12 protein-coding genes are annotated in these 15,647 nt (G+C 70.8%); 6 read left to right on the forward strand and 6 right to left on the reverse strand.

Annotated features, from left to right (window positions below; translation table 11 throughout):
* The 3 genes from ACPCJR_RS05700 to lptF all read right to left on the reverse strand — a co-directional run bounded on the left by ACPCJR_RS05700 (position 1) and on the right by lptF (position 4,936).
* Positions 1-2,592 (reverse strand): LPS-assembly protein LptD, encoded by a 2,592-nt coding sequence (locus ACPCJR_RS05700; protein WP_391511557.1) that lies wholly within the window; start codon positions 2,590-2,592, stop codon positions 1-3.
* Between the two features lie 75 nt (positions 2,593-2,667).
* Positions 2,668-3,756, reverse strand: coding sequence for an LPS export ABC transporter permease LptG (gene lptG / locus ACPCJR_RS05705; RefSeq protein ID WP_391511556.1), 1,089 nt, complete (start codon positions 3,754-3,756; stop codon positions 2,668-2,670).
* A 10-nt stretch (positions 3,757-3,766) separates the two neighbouring features.
* Positions 3,767-4,936, reverse strand: a complete 1,170-nt coding sequence (gene lptF / locus ACPCJR_RS05710; protein ID WP_391511555.1) for an LPS export ABC transporter permease LptF — start codon at positions 4,934-4,936, stop codon at positions 3,767-3,769.
* A 432-nt stretch (positions 4,937-5,368) separates the two neighbouring features.
* Between lptF and ACPCJR_RS05715 the strand changes: the two genes are divergently transcribed.
* The 4 genes from ACPCJR_RS05715 to ACPCJR_RS05730 all read left to right on the forward strand — a co-directional run bounded on the left by ACPCJR_RS05715 (position 5,369) and on the right by ACPCJR_RS05730 (position 10,779).
* A complete protein-coding gene (locus ACPCJR_RS05715; RefSeq protein ID WP_391511554.1) occupies positions 5,369-6,364 on the forward strand; it encodes a transporter in 996 nt (331 codons plus the stop codon).
* A 322-nt stretch (positions 6,365-6,686) separates the two neighbouring features.
* Positions 6,687-8,180 carry a leucyl aminopeptidase gene (locus ACPCJR_RS05720; RefSeq protein WP_391511553.1) on the forward strand — a complete coding sequence of 498 codons (1,494 nt, stop codon included), beginning with the start codon at positions 6,687-6,689 and terminating at the stop codon, positions 8,178-8,180.
* Entirely contained in the window at positions 8,177-8,962 is a 786-nt protein-coding gene (locus ACPCJR_RS05725) for a hypothetical protein (protein ID WP_391511552.1), read from the forward strand. Before ACPCJR_RS05720 ends, ACPCJR_RS05725 begins: the two co-directional genes overlap by 4 nt.
* An 89-nt stretch (positions 8,963-9,051) precedes the next feature.
* Positions 9,052-10,779, forward strand: a complete 1,728-nt coding sequence (locus tag ACPCJR_RS05730) for an AMP-binding protein (protein ID WP_391511551.1) — start codon at positions 9,052-9,054, stop codon at positions 10,777-10,779.
* A 4-nt stretch (positions 10,780-10,783) separates the two neighbouring features.
* On the opposite strand, the gene ACPCJR_RS05735 is transcribed toward ACPCJR_RS05730, so the two are convergent.
* Together ACPCJR_RS05735 and ACPCJR_RS05740 are read right to left on the reverse strand one after the other, a co-directional pair.
* Positions 10,784-11,206, reverse strand: a complete 423-nt coding sequence (locus ACPCJR_RS05735) for a hypothetical protein (RefSeq protein WP_391511550.1) — start codon at positions 11,204-11,206, stop codon at positions 10,784-10,786.
* Entirely contained in the window at positions 11,187-11,738 is a 552-nt protein-coding gene (locus ACPCJR_RS05740; RefSeq protein WP_391511549.1) for a hypothetical protein, read from the reverse strand. Before ACPCJR_RS05740 ends, ACPCJR_RS05735 begins: the two co-directional genes overlap by 20 nt.
* A gap of 374 nt (positions 11,739-12,112) precedes the next feature.
* Between ACPCJR_RS05740 and ACPCJR_RS05745 the strand changes: the two genes are divergently transcribed.
* The gene (locus ACPCJR_RS05745) at positions 12,113-13,294 is read left to right on the forward strand and encodes a mechanosensitive ion channel family protein (protein ID WP_391511548.1); all 1,182 of its coding nucleotides are present in this window, start codon (positions 12,113-12,115) and stop codon (positions 13,292-13,294) included.
* A gap of 71 nt (positions 13,295-13,365) precedes the next feature.
* Here the strand turns inward: ACPCJR_RS05745 and ACPCJR_RS05750 are convergent, their stop codons facing one another.
* Positions 13,366-14,145: a DsbA family protein gene (locus ACPCJR_RS05750; RefSeq protein ID WP_110351927.1), complete on the reverse strand. Its 780-nt coding sequence runs from the start codon at positions 14,143-14,145 to the stop codon at positions 13,366-13,368.
* 386 nt (positions 14,146-14,531) lie between these two features.
* On the opposite strand from ACPCJR_RS05750, the gene ACPCJR_RS05755 reads away from it, so the two are divergent.
* Positions 14,532-15,575 carry an HD-GYP domain-containing protein gene (locus tag ACPCJR_RS05755; RefSeq protein WP_391511547.1) on the forward strand — a complete coding sequence of 348 codons (1,044 nt, stop codon included), beginning with the start codon at positions 14,532-14,534 and terminating at the stop codon, positions 15,573-15,575.
* The last annotated feature ends 72 nt before the right edge of the window (positions 15,576-15,647 follow it).

A 15,647-nucleotide genomic window follows, 5' to 3' on the forward strand; every position in this document is an offset into this window, starting at 1 on the left:
TCAGCGCACCGTGGCGATGCCGTCGGCGGTGGTCGAGGTGCTGACGTTCTGGCGCAGGTCCGCCTCGCCCAGCGTCTTCAGCTCCAGCCGCAGCAGGACGGTCTGGTTGCGCTCGCGCACGCCGATCGCGGTGGCGATGGGCGAGACGATGTAGTTGAGCGAGACCGTGGTGCACTCGTCCTGATACCCGCCGCCGAGGCTCATGCCCGAGAGATAGGCCCGGCCCGGATTGCTGTAGACCGGCGCGAGGCCGACCGGGTTGGCGAGGTAGGCGGTGTAGTAGTCCGCGAAGGTGTCGCGGGTGTCGAGGTAGTGGGTGAGATCGACGAGCGCCGAGCCGGTGACGAACCAGTTCGGGGTGATGCGGTAGGTGGCCGAGGCCGTCACGCCCTCGCGGCGGTGGGCGAAGCCCAGCGCCGGCTGCGCCTCGTAGAAGGAGTAGAACAGCGAGGTCTCGAGCGGCAGGAACGGCGCGAAGCGCGCGGTCACGCCGGCCTCGAACCGGTTCACGGCCAGATCGCGCTGGTCGAAGCGGGCGCGGGCGATGAAGCTGATGTTCTGGTTGGGCGAGAGCTGGAAGCGGCTCACGAAGTCCGAGCGGCGGTTCTCCAGGCCGGAATCGAGGCCGACATTGGCCAGATCCCCGCGGCGGAACGAGTTCACGCCCGCGACTTGGATCGACTCGCCGAACATCACGTTCGCGTACCAGCCGGTCGGGGTCACGACGGAGTATTGCGCACCGAGATTGGCCCGCACGCCGCCCTCGACCCGGTCGTAGCCCGAGAACTTGTCCCACTCGAAGAGCGAGGTGTCGTCGAAGACGAGGCTCTGCGCGTCCTCGTTGGGCAGGCGGCCGATCCGGGTCTCGGAGGGCCGGGCGATCACCTGGGCGATGGGCTCCAGGGTATGGACGCCGAGCGCGCCGAAATCGGCGACGAAGGGGTAGCGGTAATCGATGCCGACCGCCGGCATGACGCGGCCGGAGAAGCCGTCATCGACCGTGGTGATGTTGTTCACCAGCGCGTTCTGGAAGCCGGACAGGCTCGGGTTCACGAAGAAGGCGTCGGTGCGCAGGTAGGTGAAGGGCGTGAAGACCTGGCCGAGATCATCGATGAAGCTGCGCCGCCAGGAGACCTGGGCCGAGAGGCGGGTGTTGGTGCCCCCGAGGCCCCGCACGATGCAGCGTTCCCGCACGAAGGTGGTGCAGGTCTCGTAGAGCGGGTAGCTGATCCCGTTCACGCTCGGGGCGAACAGGTAGCTGCCCGTGCGCGGGATGCCCTGGAAGTCGGTGGCCTCGCGGGTGAGGCTGGTGACGTTGGCCTCGAAGCGCACCTCGCCGCCGAGCGGCTTGGGCCCGTCGATGCGCTTGTCGTAGTCGATCACCGGCAGGACGACGGGCTGCTCCTTCTGCCAGTCGAAGCTCGACAGGGCCTTGAAGTAGTAGCCGCGCATCTCGAACCAGGAGCGGTCGCCCTGGCCGACGAGGTAGGCGCTCGACACCGCCTCGCGGAAGTAATCCGTGGTGATGTTCTGGTTGCGGATGCGGTAATTGTCGAGGAACCACTTGTCGGTGACGCCGACGAGGTCCCAGCCGGTGCGCCAGTTCTCGTTGATGTAGAAGCGCCCGCGCGATTCGATCGAGCCGCGGAAGTCGCGGTCGGCCGCACCCAGCGGCCCCGGCAGGAAGGCCGAGGGCGTCGACTGGAAGATGCCCGACAGGCGCAGGTTGTACGACCCGTTGTCGATCCGCTGGCGGAACTCGGCCTGTCCCAGCACGCCCTGGCGCGAGACGAAGGCGGGCGAGATCGTCAGGTCGTAGCTCGGGTCGAGGTTGATGAAGTACGGCGTCGCCACGCCGGTGCCGATCGCCGTCGAGGTGATGAAGCGCGGCGTCAGGAAGCCGGTCTTGCGCTTCACCGTCGGGTCGGCGGACTCGAAATAGGGGAGGTAGGCGACCGGGATGCCGCCGAGTTCGAGGGTCGAATCCTCGTAGGTGATGGTGTGGGTCTGGTTGTTGTGGACGATCTTGGACGCCTTGATCTGCCAGAGCGGCGGCGTCGTCGGGTTGTCCTTGCAGGGCTCGCAGGCGGTGTAGGTGGCGTAGTCGAAGCTCGACTGCTCGCCCGCGATCCGCTCCGCCCGCGGGGCGGAGATGCGGGTGCGCACGGTCTCGCCCTTCATCTGGACGGTCTGCTGGATGCGCAGCGCGTCGACGAAGCCGTTCTTGAAGTCGTCGGTCAGCTCCATCCGCTCGCCGGTGACCAGCGCCCCGGTCTCGTCGGTCAGGCGCACGTTGCCCTCGGCGAAGACGCGGCTGGTGCCCCGGTCGTAGCGCACCCGGTCGGCCTGGAGCGTGCGGGCGCCGTAATGCAGCTCGGCATTGCCGCGCGCGGTCACGGTGTTGCGGTCGTTGTCGTAGATCAGCTCGTCGGCTTCCACGAGCAGGCGCTGGCCGGGCTTCTCGCCCTTGCCGCCTCCGGCGAGCTTCTCGAGTCCGGCCTGGGCATGGGCACGCTGCGCGGTCAGCCCGAAGGCTGCCGTGAGCAGAGCGGCCATCGAGACCGTGATCGCGATGTCGGCGACCTTACGCAACGCGTCCCTCGAACCCTGTGCAGCCCCCTGCACGACGACACGGCCCGGCACCGCGCTTCCCCGGAAGACCCTGCATCAGCCGTCCTCCTGGTAGAGAAGCGTGAGCGTACCGAGCAAGCTCCCTACCACGGCGGGGAACCACGCCGCCACTGTCGGCGCGACCATGCCGGACGCGCCCAGGCCCTCCATGACCTGCCGCGCGACGTAGAGCACGAAGCCTGCCGCCACCCCGCCGAGCACCAGCTTGCCGACCCCACCAAAGCGGAAGAATCTTAAGGAAACCGTTGCCGCCACGAGGACCATCGCGAGGTAGAGCAGGGGCGTTGCCAGCAATACATCGTACTGGAGCCGGTAGCGCGTGGCATCCAGCCCAGCCCGCTCGTGGCGCGCGATCGTCTGTGGAAGTTGCCAGAAGGGCACAGATTCCGGGGGCGTGAAGCGCTGGCGGATCTGGCTCGGGTCGAGGGTGGAGGCCACGAGGTAGATCTCGTGGCTCTCGGGCGGCTGATCGCGTGTGAGAACGCGCACATCCTGGAATTCCCACCAGCCGTCGTGCAGGATTCCGCGCGCCGCCTCGACCTGGGCGGAGAAGACGCCCGCCTCGTCGAACAGGAAGGCGGTGACGCCGGCCAGCGTGGTGGTGCCCTCGATCGCCGTCTCGGCGCGGATGATCGCCTGCCCGTCGACGGAGCGCTGGCGCAGCCAGAGGTCCTTGCCGGTGCCGGCCTTGGTGGCCTTGGCGAAGATCTTCGCCTCGATCTCGCTGGAGCGCTGCTTGAGCGCGGCCGAGAGGGGATTGTAGGCGCCGATGGTCAGCGCGCCGATGGCCAGCGCGACGAAGGCGCCGGGCTGGAGGAACTGCCAGGCCGAGATGCCGGCGGCGCGCGCCACCACGAGTTCGAGCTTGCGCGAGAGCTGGAGCAGGGCGGCCATGGAGCCGAACAGCACCGCGAACGGCAGCACGCTCTCGGCCACCGCGGGCGTGCGGTAGAGGGCGAGCCGGGCCATCAGCCCCGTCGAGGCCCCCTCCGATTCGCCCGCGCGGCGCAGGAGCTCGACGAAGTCGAGGGTGTAGACCAGCGCGAAGACCGTGAGGAACACGCCGAGGATCGTGCGCACGAAGCGCCACGCGAAGTAGCGGCCGAGGGTGGCGCCGATGAGCATGATCGCTCCCTCAGGCCCGCCCGGCCTGCGGCCGGCGCCGCAGGGCGGCGGCCAGCGCCCGCCCCGGCCGGCCGAGCCGCTCGCCGAGCGCCCGGGTGCGGGCGCCGCCGAAGATCATGAGGCAGGAGAGCGCGATCGCGCCCAGCGGCGCGCCGTAGATCGCCGCCACGGCCCCGGGGCTGCGCACGGCGGCGCTGCTGGCGGCAAAGCCGGCGATGCGCAGGGCGATGACGCCGACCACGGCACCGGCCACGGCGAAACCCCGGCCCTGGCGGGTGGTGCGCGGATCGCCCAGCGCGGCAAACGCGATGAAGGCGAGCGCCAGCGGGTAGAGCCAGGCCGAGAGCCGGTCGTGGAGTTCGGCCCGGAAGCGGCCCTTCTGCAGGCGGTAATAGCCCTCGCTCGTGTCGGGGAAGAGCAGGGCCGCCGTCGAGCGCTCGCGCGGCTTGTAGATCGTCTCGGAATCCGGGGGCGTGAAGGCGGCCAGATCGACGGCGTAGCGCTCGTAGCTCACGATCGAGGAATCGCGGCTGTCCTTCTGCTGGCGGTGGATGCTGCCCTTCTCCAGAACGAGGTAGGTCTGCCCCTCGACCTCGCTGACGCGGCCGCGCTCGGCCAGGTAGACCACGGCCTTGCCCGGCTCGCGCTTGTCCTGGATGAACAGCCCCTGGAGCGAGCCGTCGGGCCCGCGCTCGCGGAAATGGAAGGTGATGCCGCTGTCGAGCGCCGTGAACTGCCCCTCCTTGACGACGTTGGCGACGAAGTCGCCGCGCACGCGGGTCAGCACGTCGCGCAGCTCCTGGAAGGAGGAGGGCATGACCTGGATCGTCAGGAAGGCGACCACGACGCTGATGGCGAAGGCCAGCGTCACGAAGGGCCGCAGCAGCTGGCGCGGCGGCATGCCCGCGGCCGACATCACGATGAGTTCGGAATCGCCGTTCAGCTTGTTCAGCGCGTAGACGCAGGCGATGAACAGCGCGACCGGGGCGATCACCGTGATCAGGGTCGGCAGCGACAGGCCGGTGATGAACAGGAAGACGAGGAGCGTCTGCCCCTTGGCCGTGACGAGGTCGAGTTCGCGCAGGGCCTGCGTCACCCAGATCGTGCCCGTGAGCCCGATCAGGCAGGTGAGGAAGGCCCCGAGCGCGATCCTGAATATGTAGCGCTCGATCTGCGTCATCCGCGCCTTCCGAATCCCCGAACCCCTTCCTCGCCATCCGTGCCGGCGCCGCGCATTCTCGCCGGTCGCGGCGTTCAGGCCAAGCTGTCCCGAATGCCGAGGGTTCTGGCTCAGAGCGTCTCGGGGCGCCCGGATTGAGGCCGTTTCGCGGCGCGGCCGGCGCGGCCGGCGGACCGCGCGCGGGGGGACGCTTCCGGCCCGGCCCGCCGGGGGATGCGGCATCGACAGATCAGGCCGAAGGCGTACGACGCCGGATGACCAGCAACAAAAACCCTTTGTCCGTCACCGCGGCCGATCATCATTTCGTTTGACTGTTGCGAAAATCAAAACCGCACGGATCGACTGCATTTCCGGGTTTTATTGATTGGAAAAACGCGAACTCTATATCATAAGTTTCTAGAGAGCCGATCGGGCCAAGATACGGGGGGAGAGATGCGGAAGAGAGGGGCCACTCTGCGCGCCTTCACGGCGTGTTTGAGCATCGCGGCGAGCGCGACCGCGGCCTATGCCGCCCCGGCGACGCGCCCCGGCGAGCAGGTCGGCCTCACCGCCGGTTATCCCCTGCCGACCGGCGTGGTCATCGCGGTCGACACCTTCACCGTCGGTCGCGCCGACCGGCCGAACGCGCCGGACGCGATGGGCAACATCCCGTTCCTGATCTGGGCCTCGCCCTACAAGCTCTTCGGCGCACAGATCCAGCCGGTCGTCTCGTTCCCGACCGTGTTCGTCAACACCCGCAACCCGACGCCGCTGCCCAACCGCGACGTCAGCGTGATGTACAACCCGCTGATCGCCAGCATCCTGGCCTGGAATCTCGGGAACGGCTTCGGCGTCTCCTACCTGCTCGGCGCCTACCTTCCGTTCGGCGACCGCGGCTCGCTCGGGCTCGGCCTCGCGGGCACGCCGATCCAGCCGCAACTGGCCTCGACGACCATCCGCCAGACCTTCTCGGCCACCTATGTCGGCTACGGCAGCTACAACATCAGCGCCTCGCTCTCCCACGGGCTCACCGTGGACCCGCGCGCCCGCTTCGGCGGCCCGGTCGGGCAGGCACTCGGGCCGATCGGCCAGGCGGACGGACTCAACCTCGACCTGACGCTGGTCAAGAAGTTCGGCAAGTTCGAGATCGGCCCGATCGCCTACGGCTCCCTCGACCTCGCGGTGGACCGCAGCGATCCGCTCTACCGGAACTACCAGAAGACCGGGCAACTCGCGGTCGGCGGCCTCGTCGGCTACAACTTCGACCGCTTCATCGTGCAGGCCTACGTCGCCCGCGACGTGGTCGCCCGCCAGACGCGCACCCGCACCGGGCAGTTGCAGGACAACGAGGAGACCCGCGGCTGGTTTCGCCTCGTCCTGCCGCTCTACGCGCCGAACATGGGCCCGACGGCGCAGGCCGCGCCCCGCCCGCTCGTGGCGAAGGACTGAGCGCAAGGCGCGAACGCGCCGCGGCTCCGGGGCCACCGCGCGAAGCCGCAGGAGCGGCTTGCCGGCGCGCGGAGCGTGAGCCCCGGAACGCATCGAGCGAAGCGGACAGCCCAAGGAACCGGGCAAGGAACCGGGACCGTCCGCGCAGACGGGCGCCGGCGAGCGAGGCCCGCCGGAAGCCAGGATCATCGCCTTCGAGCGCCGGCCCCGGCTGCGGCCCGTCCCCGCGTTGCGTTCTGCGCCTCAGCGGCTACACAGGTTCGCCGGTTTTCGCGCGGCGCGCGGAGGGTCGGCGGCAGACGGGTTGAGAGCGAAGAACAGCATGGCCGGTGGGATCGAAATCGCCTTTGAACCGCTGTCGTCGCGCGGTGGCGGGGGCGACCTCGTGGTGTTCGCGGGCGACGATCTCGCGCTCTCGGGCGCGGCGTCCGAAGCCCTGGGACGGGCCGGCGCCGAGCTGGTGGCCCGGGCCGCGGCGAGCGAGCGCTTCAAGGGCAAGGCGCAGTCGGCGCTGAGCCTGCCGGCCCCGGAGGGCGTCGAGGCCGAGCGGCTGGTGGTGATCGGGCTCGGCTCCGAGAAGGACCGGGCCAAGCTCGACTGGACGCTGCTCGGCGGCTTCACCGCGGGCAAGGTCGGCGGGCGCACCGCCCGGGTCCTGCTCGACTGGCCGGGATTGTCCGGCAGCGCCCGGGACGTGGCCGACTTCACGCTGGGCGCGCGCCTGCGCAGCTACCGCTTCGACCGCTACAAGACCAAGAAGAAGGACGAGGACGAGGCCGGCGCCGCCCTGACCCTGCGGGTCGCCGACCCTGCCGCGGCGCAGGCCGCCGCGCGGGACGCCGCCGCGGTGGCCGAGGGCGTGACCCTCGCCCGCACCCTCGTCAACGAGCCGCCGAACGTGCTCTACCCGGAGGAATATGCCCGCCGGGTCTCCGAACTCGCGAGCCTCGGCGTCGAGGTCGAGATCCTCGACGTGGCGCGCATGCGCGAGATCGGCATGGGCGCCCTGCTCGCGGTGGCCCAAGGGTCGGCCCGCGAGCCGCGGGTGGCGATCATGCGCTGGAACGGGGCGGACGACGCCGCCGAGCCGCCGCTCGCGCTGATCGGCAAGGGCGTGGTGTTCGATTCCGGCGGCGTCTCGATCAAGTCGGCCGGCGGCATGGAGGACATGAAGGGCGACATGGGCGGCTCGGCCGCCGTGGTCGGCGCCCTGCACGCGCTCGCCTCCCGCAAGGCCAAGGCGAACGTCGTCGGCGCCATCGGCATCGTCGAGAACATGCCCGACGGCAACGCCTACCGCCCCTCCGACATCGTCACCTCGCTCTCGGGGCAAACCATCGAGGTCATCAACACCGACGCGGAAGGCCGCCTCGTGCTGGCCGACGTGCTCTGGCACGTGCAGGCGACCTACAAGCCCAAGGCCATGATCGATCTGGCCACGCTCACCGGCGCGATCATCGTGGCGCTGGGCCAGGACATCGCCGGCCTGTTCTCCAACGACGACGACCTGTCCGCCAAGATCACCGCGGCGGGCGAGGCGGCGGGCGAGCGGGTGTGGCGGATGCCGCTGATCCCGGCCTTCGACAAGGCGATCGAGTCGAAGTTCGCCGACATGAAGAACACCGGCGGGCGCCACGGCGGCGCGGCGACGGCGGCGGCCTTCCTCAAGCGCTACGTCAACGACGTGCCCTGGGCCCATCTCGACATCGCCGGCGTGGCCATGGCCTCCACCCCCTCCGAGATCAACCGGAGCTGGGGCGCGGGCTGGGGCGTGCGCCTGCTCGACCGGCTCGTGCGCGACCATTACGAGCGGTGAGCCGCGCCGGAGCGCTCTCCGCGGGGGCGGAAGAGCGGGCGACGGCGCGGGGCGGCTGGTCCGTCGCCGCGGCGCCGCTCCTCGCGGCGCTGACCGCCCTGTTCGCCGTCTTCCTCACCGGCTTCGATCAACGCAGCGCGATGCCGCCGGAGGTGGCGGCGCGGTTCTACGGCTTCTTCCTCGACCGCTACCCGCTCTTCGCCTTCGCCCTCGTCTACGGGCTCGCCCGCATCCTCGCCGCGGCGCTGGCACCGAGCCCCGCCTCGGTGCCGCGGCGGCTGATCGGGGCCGTGATCGGCCTCGCGCTGCTACTGGGGGTGAGCCTGCACCCGACCTTCGGCGGGATGGTGCTGCGCGCCGGCTTCGGCACGGGCAGCGGCGCCTTCCTCAACGGCACGCCGATGACGCTGGCCTACGCAATGGGCGCCGCCGCCGCCGCGGGCGTGTTCGGGCTCGCCCTCGGGCTCGGCGTCCTTCTGACCGGCCGGGCGCCCGCGCCGCCGGCACGCAGCCGGCTGCGCGGCGCGGGGCGCGCGCTCCTGAACGGTCTCGCCGCCTTCCTCGCCCTGTGGTTCGCCGCGGCGGTGATCGGGCTGGCCCGCGATGCCGGGTTCGGCCCCTGGCCGCGGAGGTTGCTCGATGCCCGCGACCTCGTCGTCGCCGCGGCCCTGCTGACGGTCGCCGCCCTGCCGCACATGCTCCTCGTGGCCGCGCGCCGGCCGGCGCTGACGCTGCGCGGCCAACGTCACGCCCGCCCGGGACCGGCCGGGGGCGCGGCTTGATCGAACCGGTCGTAACCGCTTAAGCCTCGGCGGAGCCGGCCCGAAGCCGGTCGCCAAGCGCCCGCCGCGACGGGCAGGGAGGATCCAGGATGGTGCAGGACCGGAGCGCGGAGCGCCCTTGGCTGGCTGCCTATCCGCCCGGAATACCGCCCGCGATCGACGCGAACGCGCTCGGCACCGTGATCGACCTGTTCGACCGCAGCGTGCTGCGCTTCGCCGAGCGCCCGGCGATCACCTGCTTCGGCGCCACCCTGCGCTACCGGGAGGTCGGCGCCGCGGCCCAGGCGGTGGCGGCCTGGCTCGCCGCCAACGGCTTCGGCAAGAGGACGGAACCGGGCGCCGACGGCCTCGGCGACCGGGTGGCGGTGATGATGCCCAACGTCCCGGCCTGCCCCGTCGCGCTGCTGGGCGTGCTGGTGGCCGGCTGCACGGTCGTCAACGTCAACCCGCTCTACACCCCGCGGGAACTGGCCGCGCAGATCAACGATTCCGGCGCCCGCGTCCTGTTCGTGCTCGAGAACTTCGCCCACACGGTCGAGCGGGCCCTGCCGGACATGCCGAGCCTGGAGCGCATCGTCGTGGCCGGGCCCGGCGACTTGCTCGGGCTGAAGGGACGGGTCGTGGATCTCGTCTCGCGCCGGGTGAAGCGGGCGGTGCCGCCCTACGCCCTGCCGGCGACGAGCACCTTGCGCTTCGAGGCGGTGCTGCGGGCCGGGCGCGGCCTGAAGCGCCCGGCCGTCGCGGTCGAGCCCGGCGACATCGCCTTCCTGCAATATACCGGCGGCACCACGGGCATCGCCAAGGCGGCGATGCTGACCCACCGCAACATCATGGCCAATGTCGAGCAGAGTCGGCTCTGGTTCCGCGGCGATGACGACGGGGGCGGCCAGCAGGTGGCGGTGACGGCGCTGCCGCTCTACCACATCTTCGCGCTGACGGCCTGCTTCCTGTTCTTCTTCCGGATGGGCGGCTGCTGCCTGCTGATCCCGAACCCGCGCGACATCGACGGCTTCGTGAAGACGCTCGCCCGCACCCGCTTCACGAACTTCGCCGGCGTGAACACGCTGTTCAACGCGCTCAACAACCACCCGAAGATCGGCACGGTCGATTTCTCGAAGGTCGAGTACGTGGTGGGCGGCGGCATGGCGGTGCAGTCGGCGGTGGCCGCCCGCTGGAAGGCGATCACCGGCCAGACCATCCTCGAAGGCTACGGCCTCTCGGAAACCTCGCCCGTGGTGAGCGTGAACCCGCTCGGCCTCAAGGACTGGACCGGGACGATCGGCTTTCCCCTGCCGTCGACCGAGGTGACGATCCGGGCCGAGGACGGCACGGTGCTGCCCTTCGGCGTGCCGGGCGAACTCTGCGTGCGCGGCCCCCAGGTCATGGCCGGCTACTGGAACCGCCCCGAGGAGACGCGGGCGGCCACGACCGCCGACGGCTTCTTCCGCACCGGCGACGTGGCCGTGATGACGCCGGACGGGCAGATCCGCATCGTCGACCGGATGAAGGACATGATCCTCGTCTCCGGCTTCAACGTCTACCCGAACGAGGTCGAGGACGTGCTCGCCGCCCATCCGGCGGTGCTCGAATGCGCCGTGGTCGGCGCGCCCTGCGGCGAGAGCGGCGAGATGGTGGTCGCCCACGTGGTGCTGCGCGACGCCTCGGTCGAGCCGGACGCGCTGCGGGCGCATGCCCGCGCGAGCCTGACCGGCTACAAGGTGCCCCGCCGGATCGTGATCCAGGACAGCCTGCCCAAGACCAATGTCGGCAAGGTGCTGCGCCGGGCGCTGCGGGAGACCGGGGCCAGCGCCGGCTGAGCGCTCAGCCCCGGCCGCATGCGCCGACGACCCGGTCGACCCGCAGCATCGGGCGGTCGTCCTCGCCGGGGATCAGGCGTCCCAGGACGGCGAGGCAGCGCCGCTCGTCCCAGGCCTTCGCGATCGCGGCGCGGGCGTCCGGGTCGCCGATCATCGGCGGCGGCGGGCTGCGGCCGTCGCGGTCGGCGTAGAGCAGGGTCTGCCGCTCGGCCTGCCCCCGCGCGCCGGGCACGAACAGGCCCCGGCCGGGGCAGGGCAGGCGGAGGCAGCGGATGCCGGTCTCGCCGACATGCAGCAGCCCGGCCTCGGCGCGGGGTCCGTTGGCGACGAGCGGCGGCGGGGCCTCCTGCGCACGGGCGTGGCCGGCCATCAGGCCGACCGTGAGGAGCCCCGCCGCGGGAAGGCCTTCAACGATTCGCCAAGCCATTGCGCCGCCGGGTCTCCCGGATCTCGTCCTTGCTCGCGAGCATCTTGTCGCGCAGCGATGTGAGCCCCTGACGGACCTCCTCCCATTCCTTCGGGAAGGCCGTCTTGGAGGTGAGAGGGTTGTCGTGCGCCGCGTCCCAGGCGAGCGCCGCATCGATCCGGGCCACCGCCGCATCGACATCGCCGAAAGCGTAGGTGTTGACCGGGCGTCCGACGCTCTCCGAGAGCGCGGTGAACAGCACCCGGTCGTTGGCGCCCGCCGGCGGCTTGGTCGCGGCGAGATGGAAGCGGTAGCGCAGCTGGCCGACATAGAACCACATCACCGCCTCGTCCGCCCGGTCCGGCCGGCCGAGCAGCTGCGCCGCGACGCGGTAGAGTTCGGCCGGGTGAAGCGTCTCGGCGCGCGCGAGGCTCTCGTCGGGCGGCGGCGCGGCCGTCCCGGACGGGGAGGCGAACGCCGTCGCGCCGAGCACCAGCAGCGCCGTGGCGGCCAGCGACGCTCCGACGCCCCGCCGGGGCAGATGGACCGGCATCCGCACTCCCTTCCCGAATCTCCGTGGCCTCCAGCCTAACCGCGCGCCGCCCGGATGGACAATCCGGGCGCGGGCGGCGCCGGCGCGGCCTCGCGCAGGATATCGGAAGTGTCGCTTAACCCTCTGTGGAAGCTTGCGAACCTGCGCACGATCGACCTCGCTGCGAGGACGCTTGCAGGCCTCGCAGGGGCTGCGTCAGGCAGAAAACTGCGCCCGGCCGAAGCGGATTTCCGGGCTATTGTGCAGTGCGGAACCGTGCCCGCCAGCGATCATTGCCCCCGATGTGGTCCTTCCGGCGAAGGGATCTCGGGCGACGCGGGGGCCTCGTCCGGCTCGCGTCCTTTGCCGGCAGGATCGGCCGCGAAAGGGTATCGATGGCGCAAGCCCACGCATTCTTCGACGAGCTGATCGGCTGGATCGTGCAGTGGCCCTGGTGGGTTGCGAGCCCGATCCTGATCGCCGGCTGCTGCGCGCTGGTGCTGCCCCTGCACGGGGTGGCCTACCGCTTCGCGCAGAGGGCGGTGAGCGGGAAGAGCCTGTTCTGGCGCTCGCTGGTCGCCCGCACCCGGGGGCCGAGCCGGCTCGCGCTGCTGGTCGTGACCCTGGCGCTCGCGGTCTCGACCGCGCCCCTCACCTGGCAGATCCGGCTCGTCCTCAATCAGGTCCTGCTCGTCGCCTTCGTGACGCTGGCGGGCTGGACCTGCGCCACGGCGATCCACATCGCCACGGTGATCTACCTGCGCCGGTTCAAGCTCGACGCGGAAGACAACCTGCTCGCCCGCAAGCACTTCACGCAGATGCGCATCCTGGAGCGGGCGGCGCTGACGCTGGTGGCGCTCGTCACCACGGCCATCGCGCTGATGACCTTCGAGCCCGTGCGGCAATACGGGGTGAGCCTGCTCGCCTCGGCGGGCGCCGCCGGCCTGATCCTGGGCCTGGCGATGCAGCCGGTGCTCTCCAACCTCGTGGCGGGCATCCAGATCGCCATCACCCAGCCGATCCGGATCGAGGACGCGGTCATCGTCGAGAACGAGTGGGGCTGGGTCGAGGAGATCACCGCGACCTACGTGGTCGTGCGCCTGTGGGACTGGCGCCGCCTCGTGCTGCCCCTGACCTACTTCATCCAGAAGCCGTTCCAGAACTGGACCCGGGAGGGCGCCTCGCTGATCGGCTCGGTCTTCCTCTACGTCGATCACAGGGCCCCGATCGAGGCGATGCGGCAGGAGTTGCAGCGGATCGCGGGAGCGTCCCGGCTCTGGGACGGCAACGTGGTCAACCTACAGGTCTCGGATGCGCGGGAGGGCGTGATCGAATTGCGGATGCTGGTGAGCGCCCGCAACGCGCCCCAGACCTGGGACCTGCGCTGCGAGGTGCGCGAGAAGATGATCGGCTTCCTGCAGACGGAGCACCCCTCCGCCCTGCCGCGGCAGCGGGCTGAATGGGTCGATCCCGACCCGTCCTATCCCGACCGCCAGATCACGCCCAGGGCCGGCAACGAGGCGGGCCCGCGCGGCGAGCGCCCGGCCCGGGGCGATCCCCGCGCCGCGGCGGCCTGAACGAACGAGGGGCCCGGTGCGGTCGATACCGCACCGGGCCCCCTTTCTTTCGCCTTGCGGGGAAGTCCCGCTCAGCAGCTCGCGTGGCCGCACTGGCGGATGTCGGAGATGGTCTTGCGCATCGGCTCGACGCCGACGGCACCGGGCAGGATCTCGTCGCCGATCACGAAGGCGGGCGTGCCCGACAGGCTGAGCTTGTCGCCCAGCCCCACGTTCTCGCTGAGCGCGGCCTTCACCTCCGGCCCCTGGGCGTCCTTCTTCAGGCGCTCGACATCGGCGCCGAATTCCTTGGCCACGGCGATCGCCCGCTCGCCGTTGATGCGGCCCTTCGTCTCCAGAAGCTTGGCGTGGTAGTCGAACATCTTCTCGGGCTTGAGCTGCAGCTTGGCCGCCAGCGCGATCCGGCTCGCCTCCAGCGACTCGGCGCCGAGCACGGGGAAGTCCTTGAGCACCACGCGCAGCTTCGGATCGGACTTGATCAGGGTCTGCACGTCCGTGAAGGCCTTGCGGCAGTAGCCGCAATTGTAATCGAAGAACTCGACCACGGTGACGTCGCCGTTCGGGTTGCCGGCGACGATGCCGTGCGGCGAGTTCACCAGCGCCTCGCGGGAATCCTTGAGGGCGGCGGCCTGGGCCAGCTTCTGCGTCTCCTGGGCCCGGCGCTCGCCCTCGGCGATCGCCTCCTGGAGCACGTCCGGATTCTTCACGAGGTAGTCCTTGACGATCCCCTCAATGGCCTTGCGCTGGGCGTCGGTGAAGGGGGCGGCCTCTTCCGCACGGGCGCCCGCGGCCGCGCCGAGTGCGAGAGAGCCGGCGAGGGCGAGGGCGGAAACGGAGCGGAGGAGCTGCATCGATACCTCGAACGTGAAGGACGGGAACGGATCCTGAGGCCGGCCCCGGGACCGGGAGTATGGCACGGGGCGCCCGGCGCGCCGATGCGACTCATGCCGACGGCGCGCCGCGGGTTCGACCGGCCTTGTGCCGGGGGGCTGCGACGTTTTCGCGGCGTGCTGGGGCCGATGCAACCGATCATCATCAAACGCGGCCGTTGGCGGCGCGGAATTATAGATTTGCTAAATGCTTGGCCCCAAATTCTGCATACACGCGAAAGGGCCGGGATCGCGCGTGATCCCGGCTCCAGCGGAAGGCCGGCCGCGACGACGGCCGCCATCGCCCGTGCACCGGGGGAACGCGGGAGGATCGCTTTCGGGCGATCGTCCGGAAGAAGGGGCGCAACGTGATCGTCGTGGTGAGCGATCGTCCGGACCGGAGCAAGGCCCTCGTCGATGCCGTGCTCTCGGTCGCCGAGTGCCGCGTCGTGGGCACCGGCGAGACCTGGGACCGGATCGGCGATTTCCGCGGCGTGATCGCCGACGTCACCCTGGGCCGGCCCGAGGCGAAGCGATGCCTGCGCCTGCTCGCGACCCGGCCGGCGCGCGCCCGCACGCCGCTGATCTGCCTGACCCGCGGCAGCGGACACACCGCCTTCACCGAGGCCCGCAATCTCGGCGCCACCCTGTGCCTGTCGGCCCTGGCCGAGCCGCGCATGGTGGTGGGCTCGCTCGTGCGCGAGGTCTGGCCCGACAAGTCGGTGGCCGACCTCGTGGTGACCCGCGAGGCCGAGCGGGCGGGCACCCTGATGACGCGCCTGTTCGAATCGGCCCAGACCGGCACGGTCGACATGCCGAGCGTGGAGCAGGGCATCGCCCCGGTGCTCGACGCGATCCACGAGGGCGGCCTCACCCGCTGGCTCGACGAGGTCTGGACGCATGACGACGTGACCTTCCAGCACTGCCTGCTGGTCTCCGGCACGGCCGCCGCCTTCGCCCAGGGCCTCGGTCTCTCCACCGCCGACAAGCAACTCCTGACCCGCGCCGCCCTGGTGCACGACGTGGGCAAGTCGCGCATCCCCCACGCCATCCTGAACAAGCCCGGCCGGCTCGACGACGACGAGCGGGCGGTGATGCAGACCCACGCGCCGCTGGGTCACGAGATCCTGAGCGCGTCGGGCGGCTGCGATCCCATCACCCTGGCCGTGGCGCGGCACCACCACGAGATGCTCGACGGCTCGGGCTATCCGGACAAGCTCTGCGCCGACGCGATCGGCGATCCCGTGCGGCTGCTGACGATCTGCGACATCTACGCCGCCCTGATCGAGCGGCGGCCCTACAAGGCGCCGATGACGACCCGCGACGCGCTCTCGATCCTGTCGGGCATGGACGGCAAGCTCGAGGGCGGTCTCGTCCAGGCCTTCGGCCGGGTGGTTCAGGGCACGCCCTGAGGCGCACGCCGCGCGGACGGGTATCCTCGGGAGGGCGCGGGCGGGACGCGGCGATTGAGCGGAAGGCCGGCA

Origin of the sequence: Methylobacterium sp. NPDC097929, from assembly GCF_049543375.1 — a bacterium.
Lineage (GTDB): Bacteria > Pseudomonadota > Alphaproteobacteria > Rhizobiales > Beijerinckiaceae > Methylobacterium.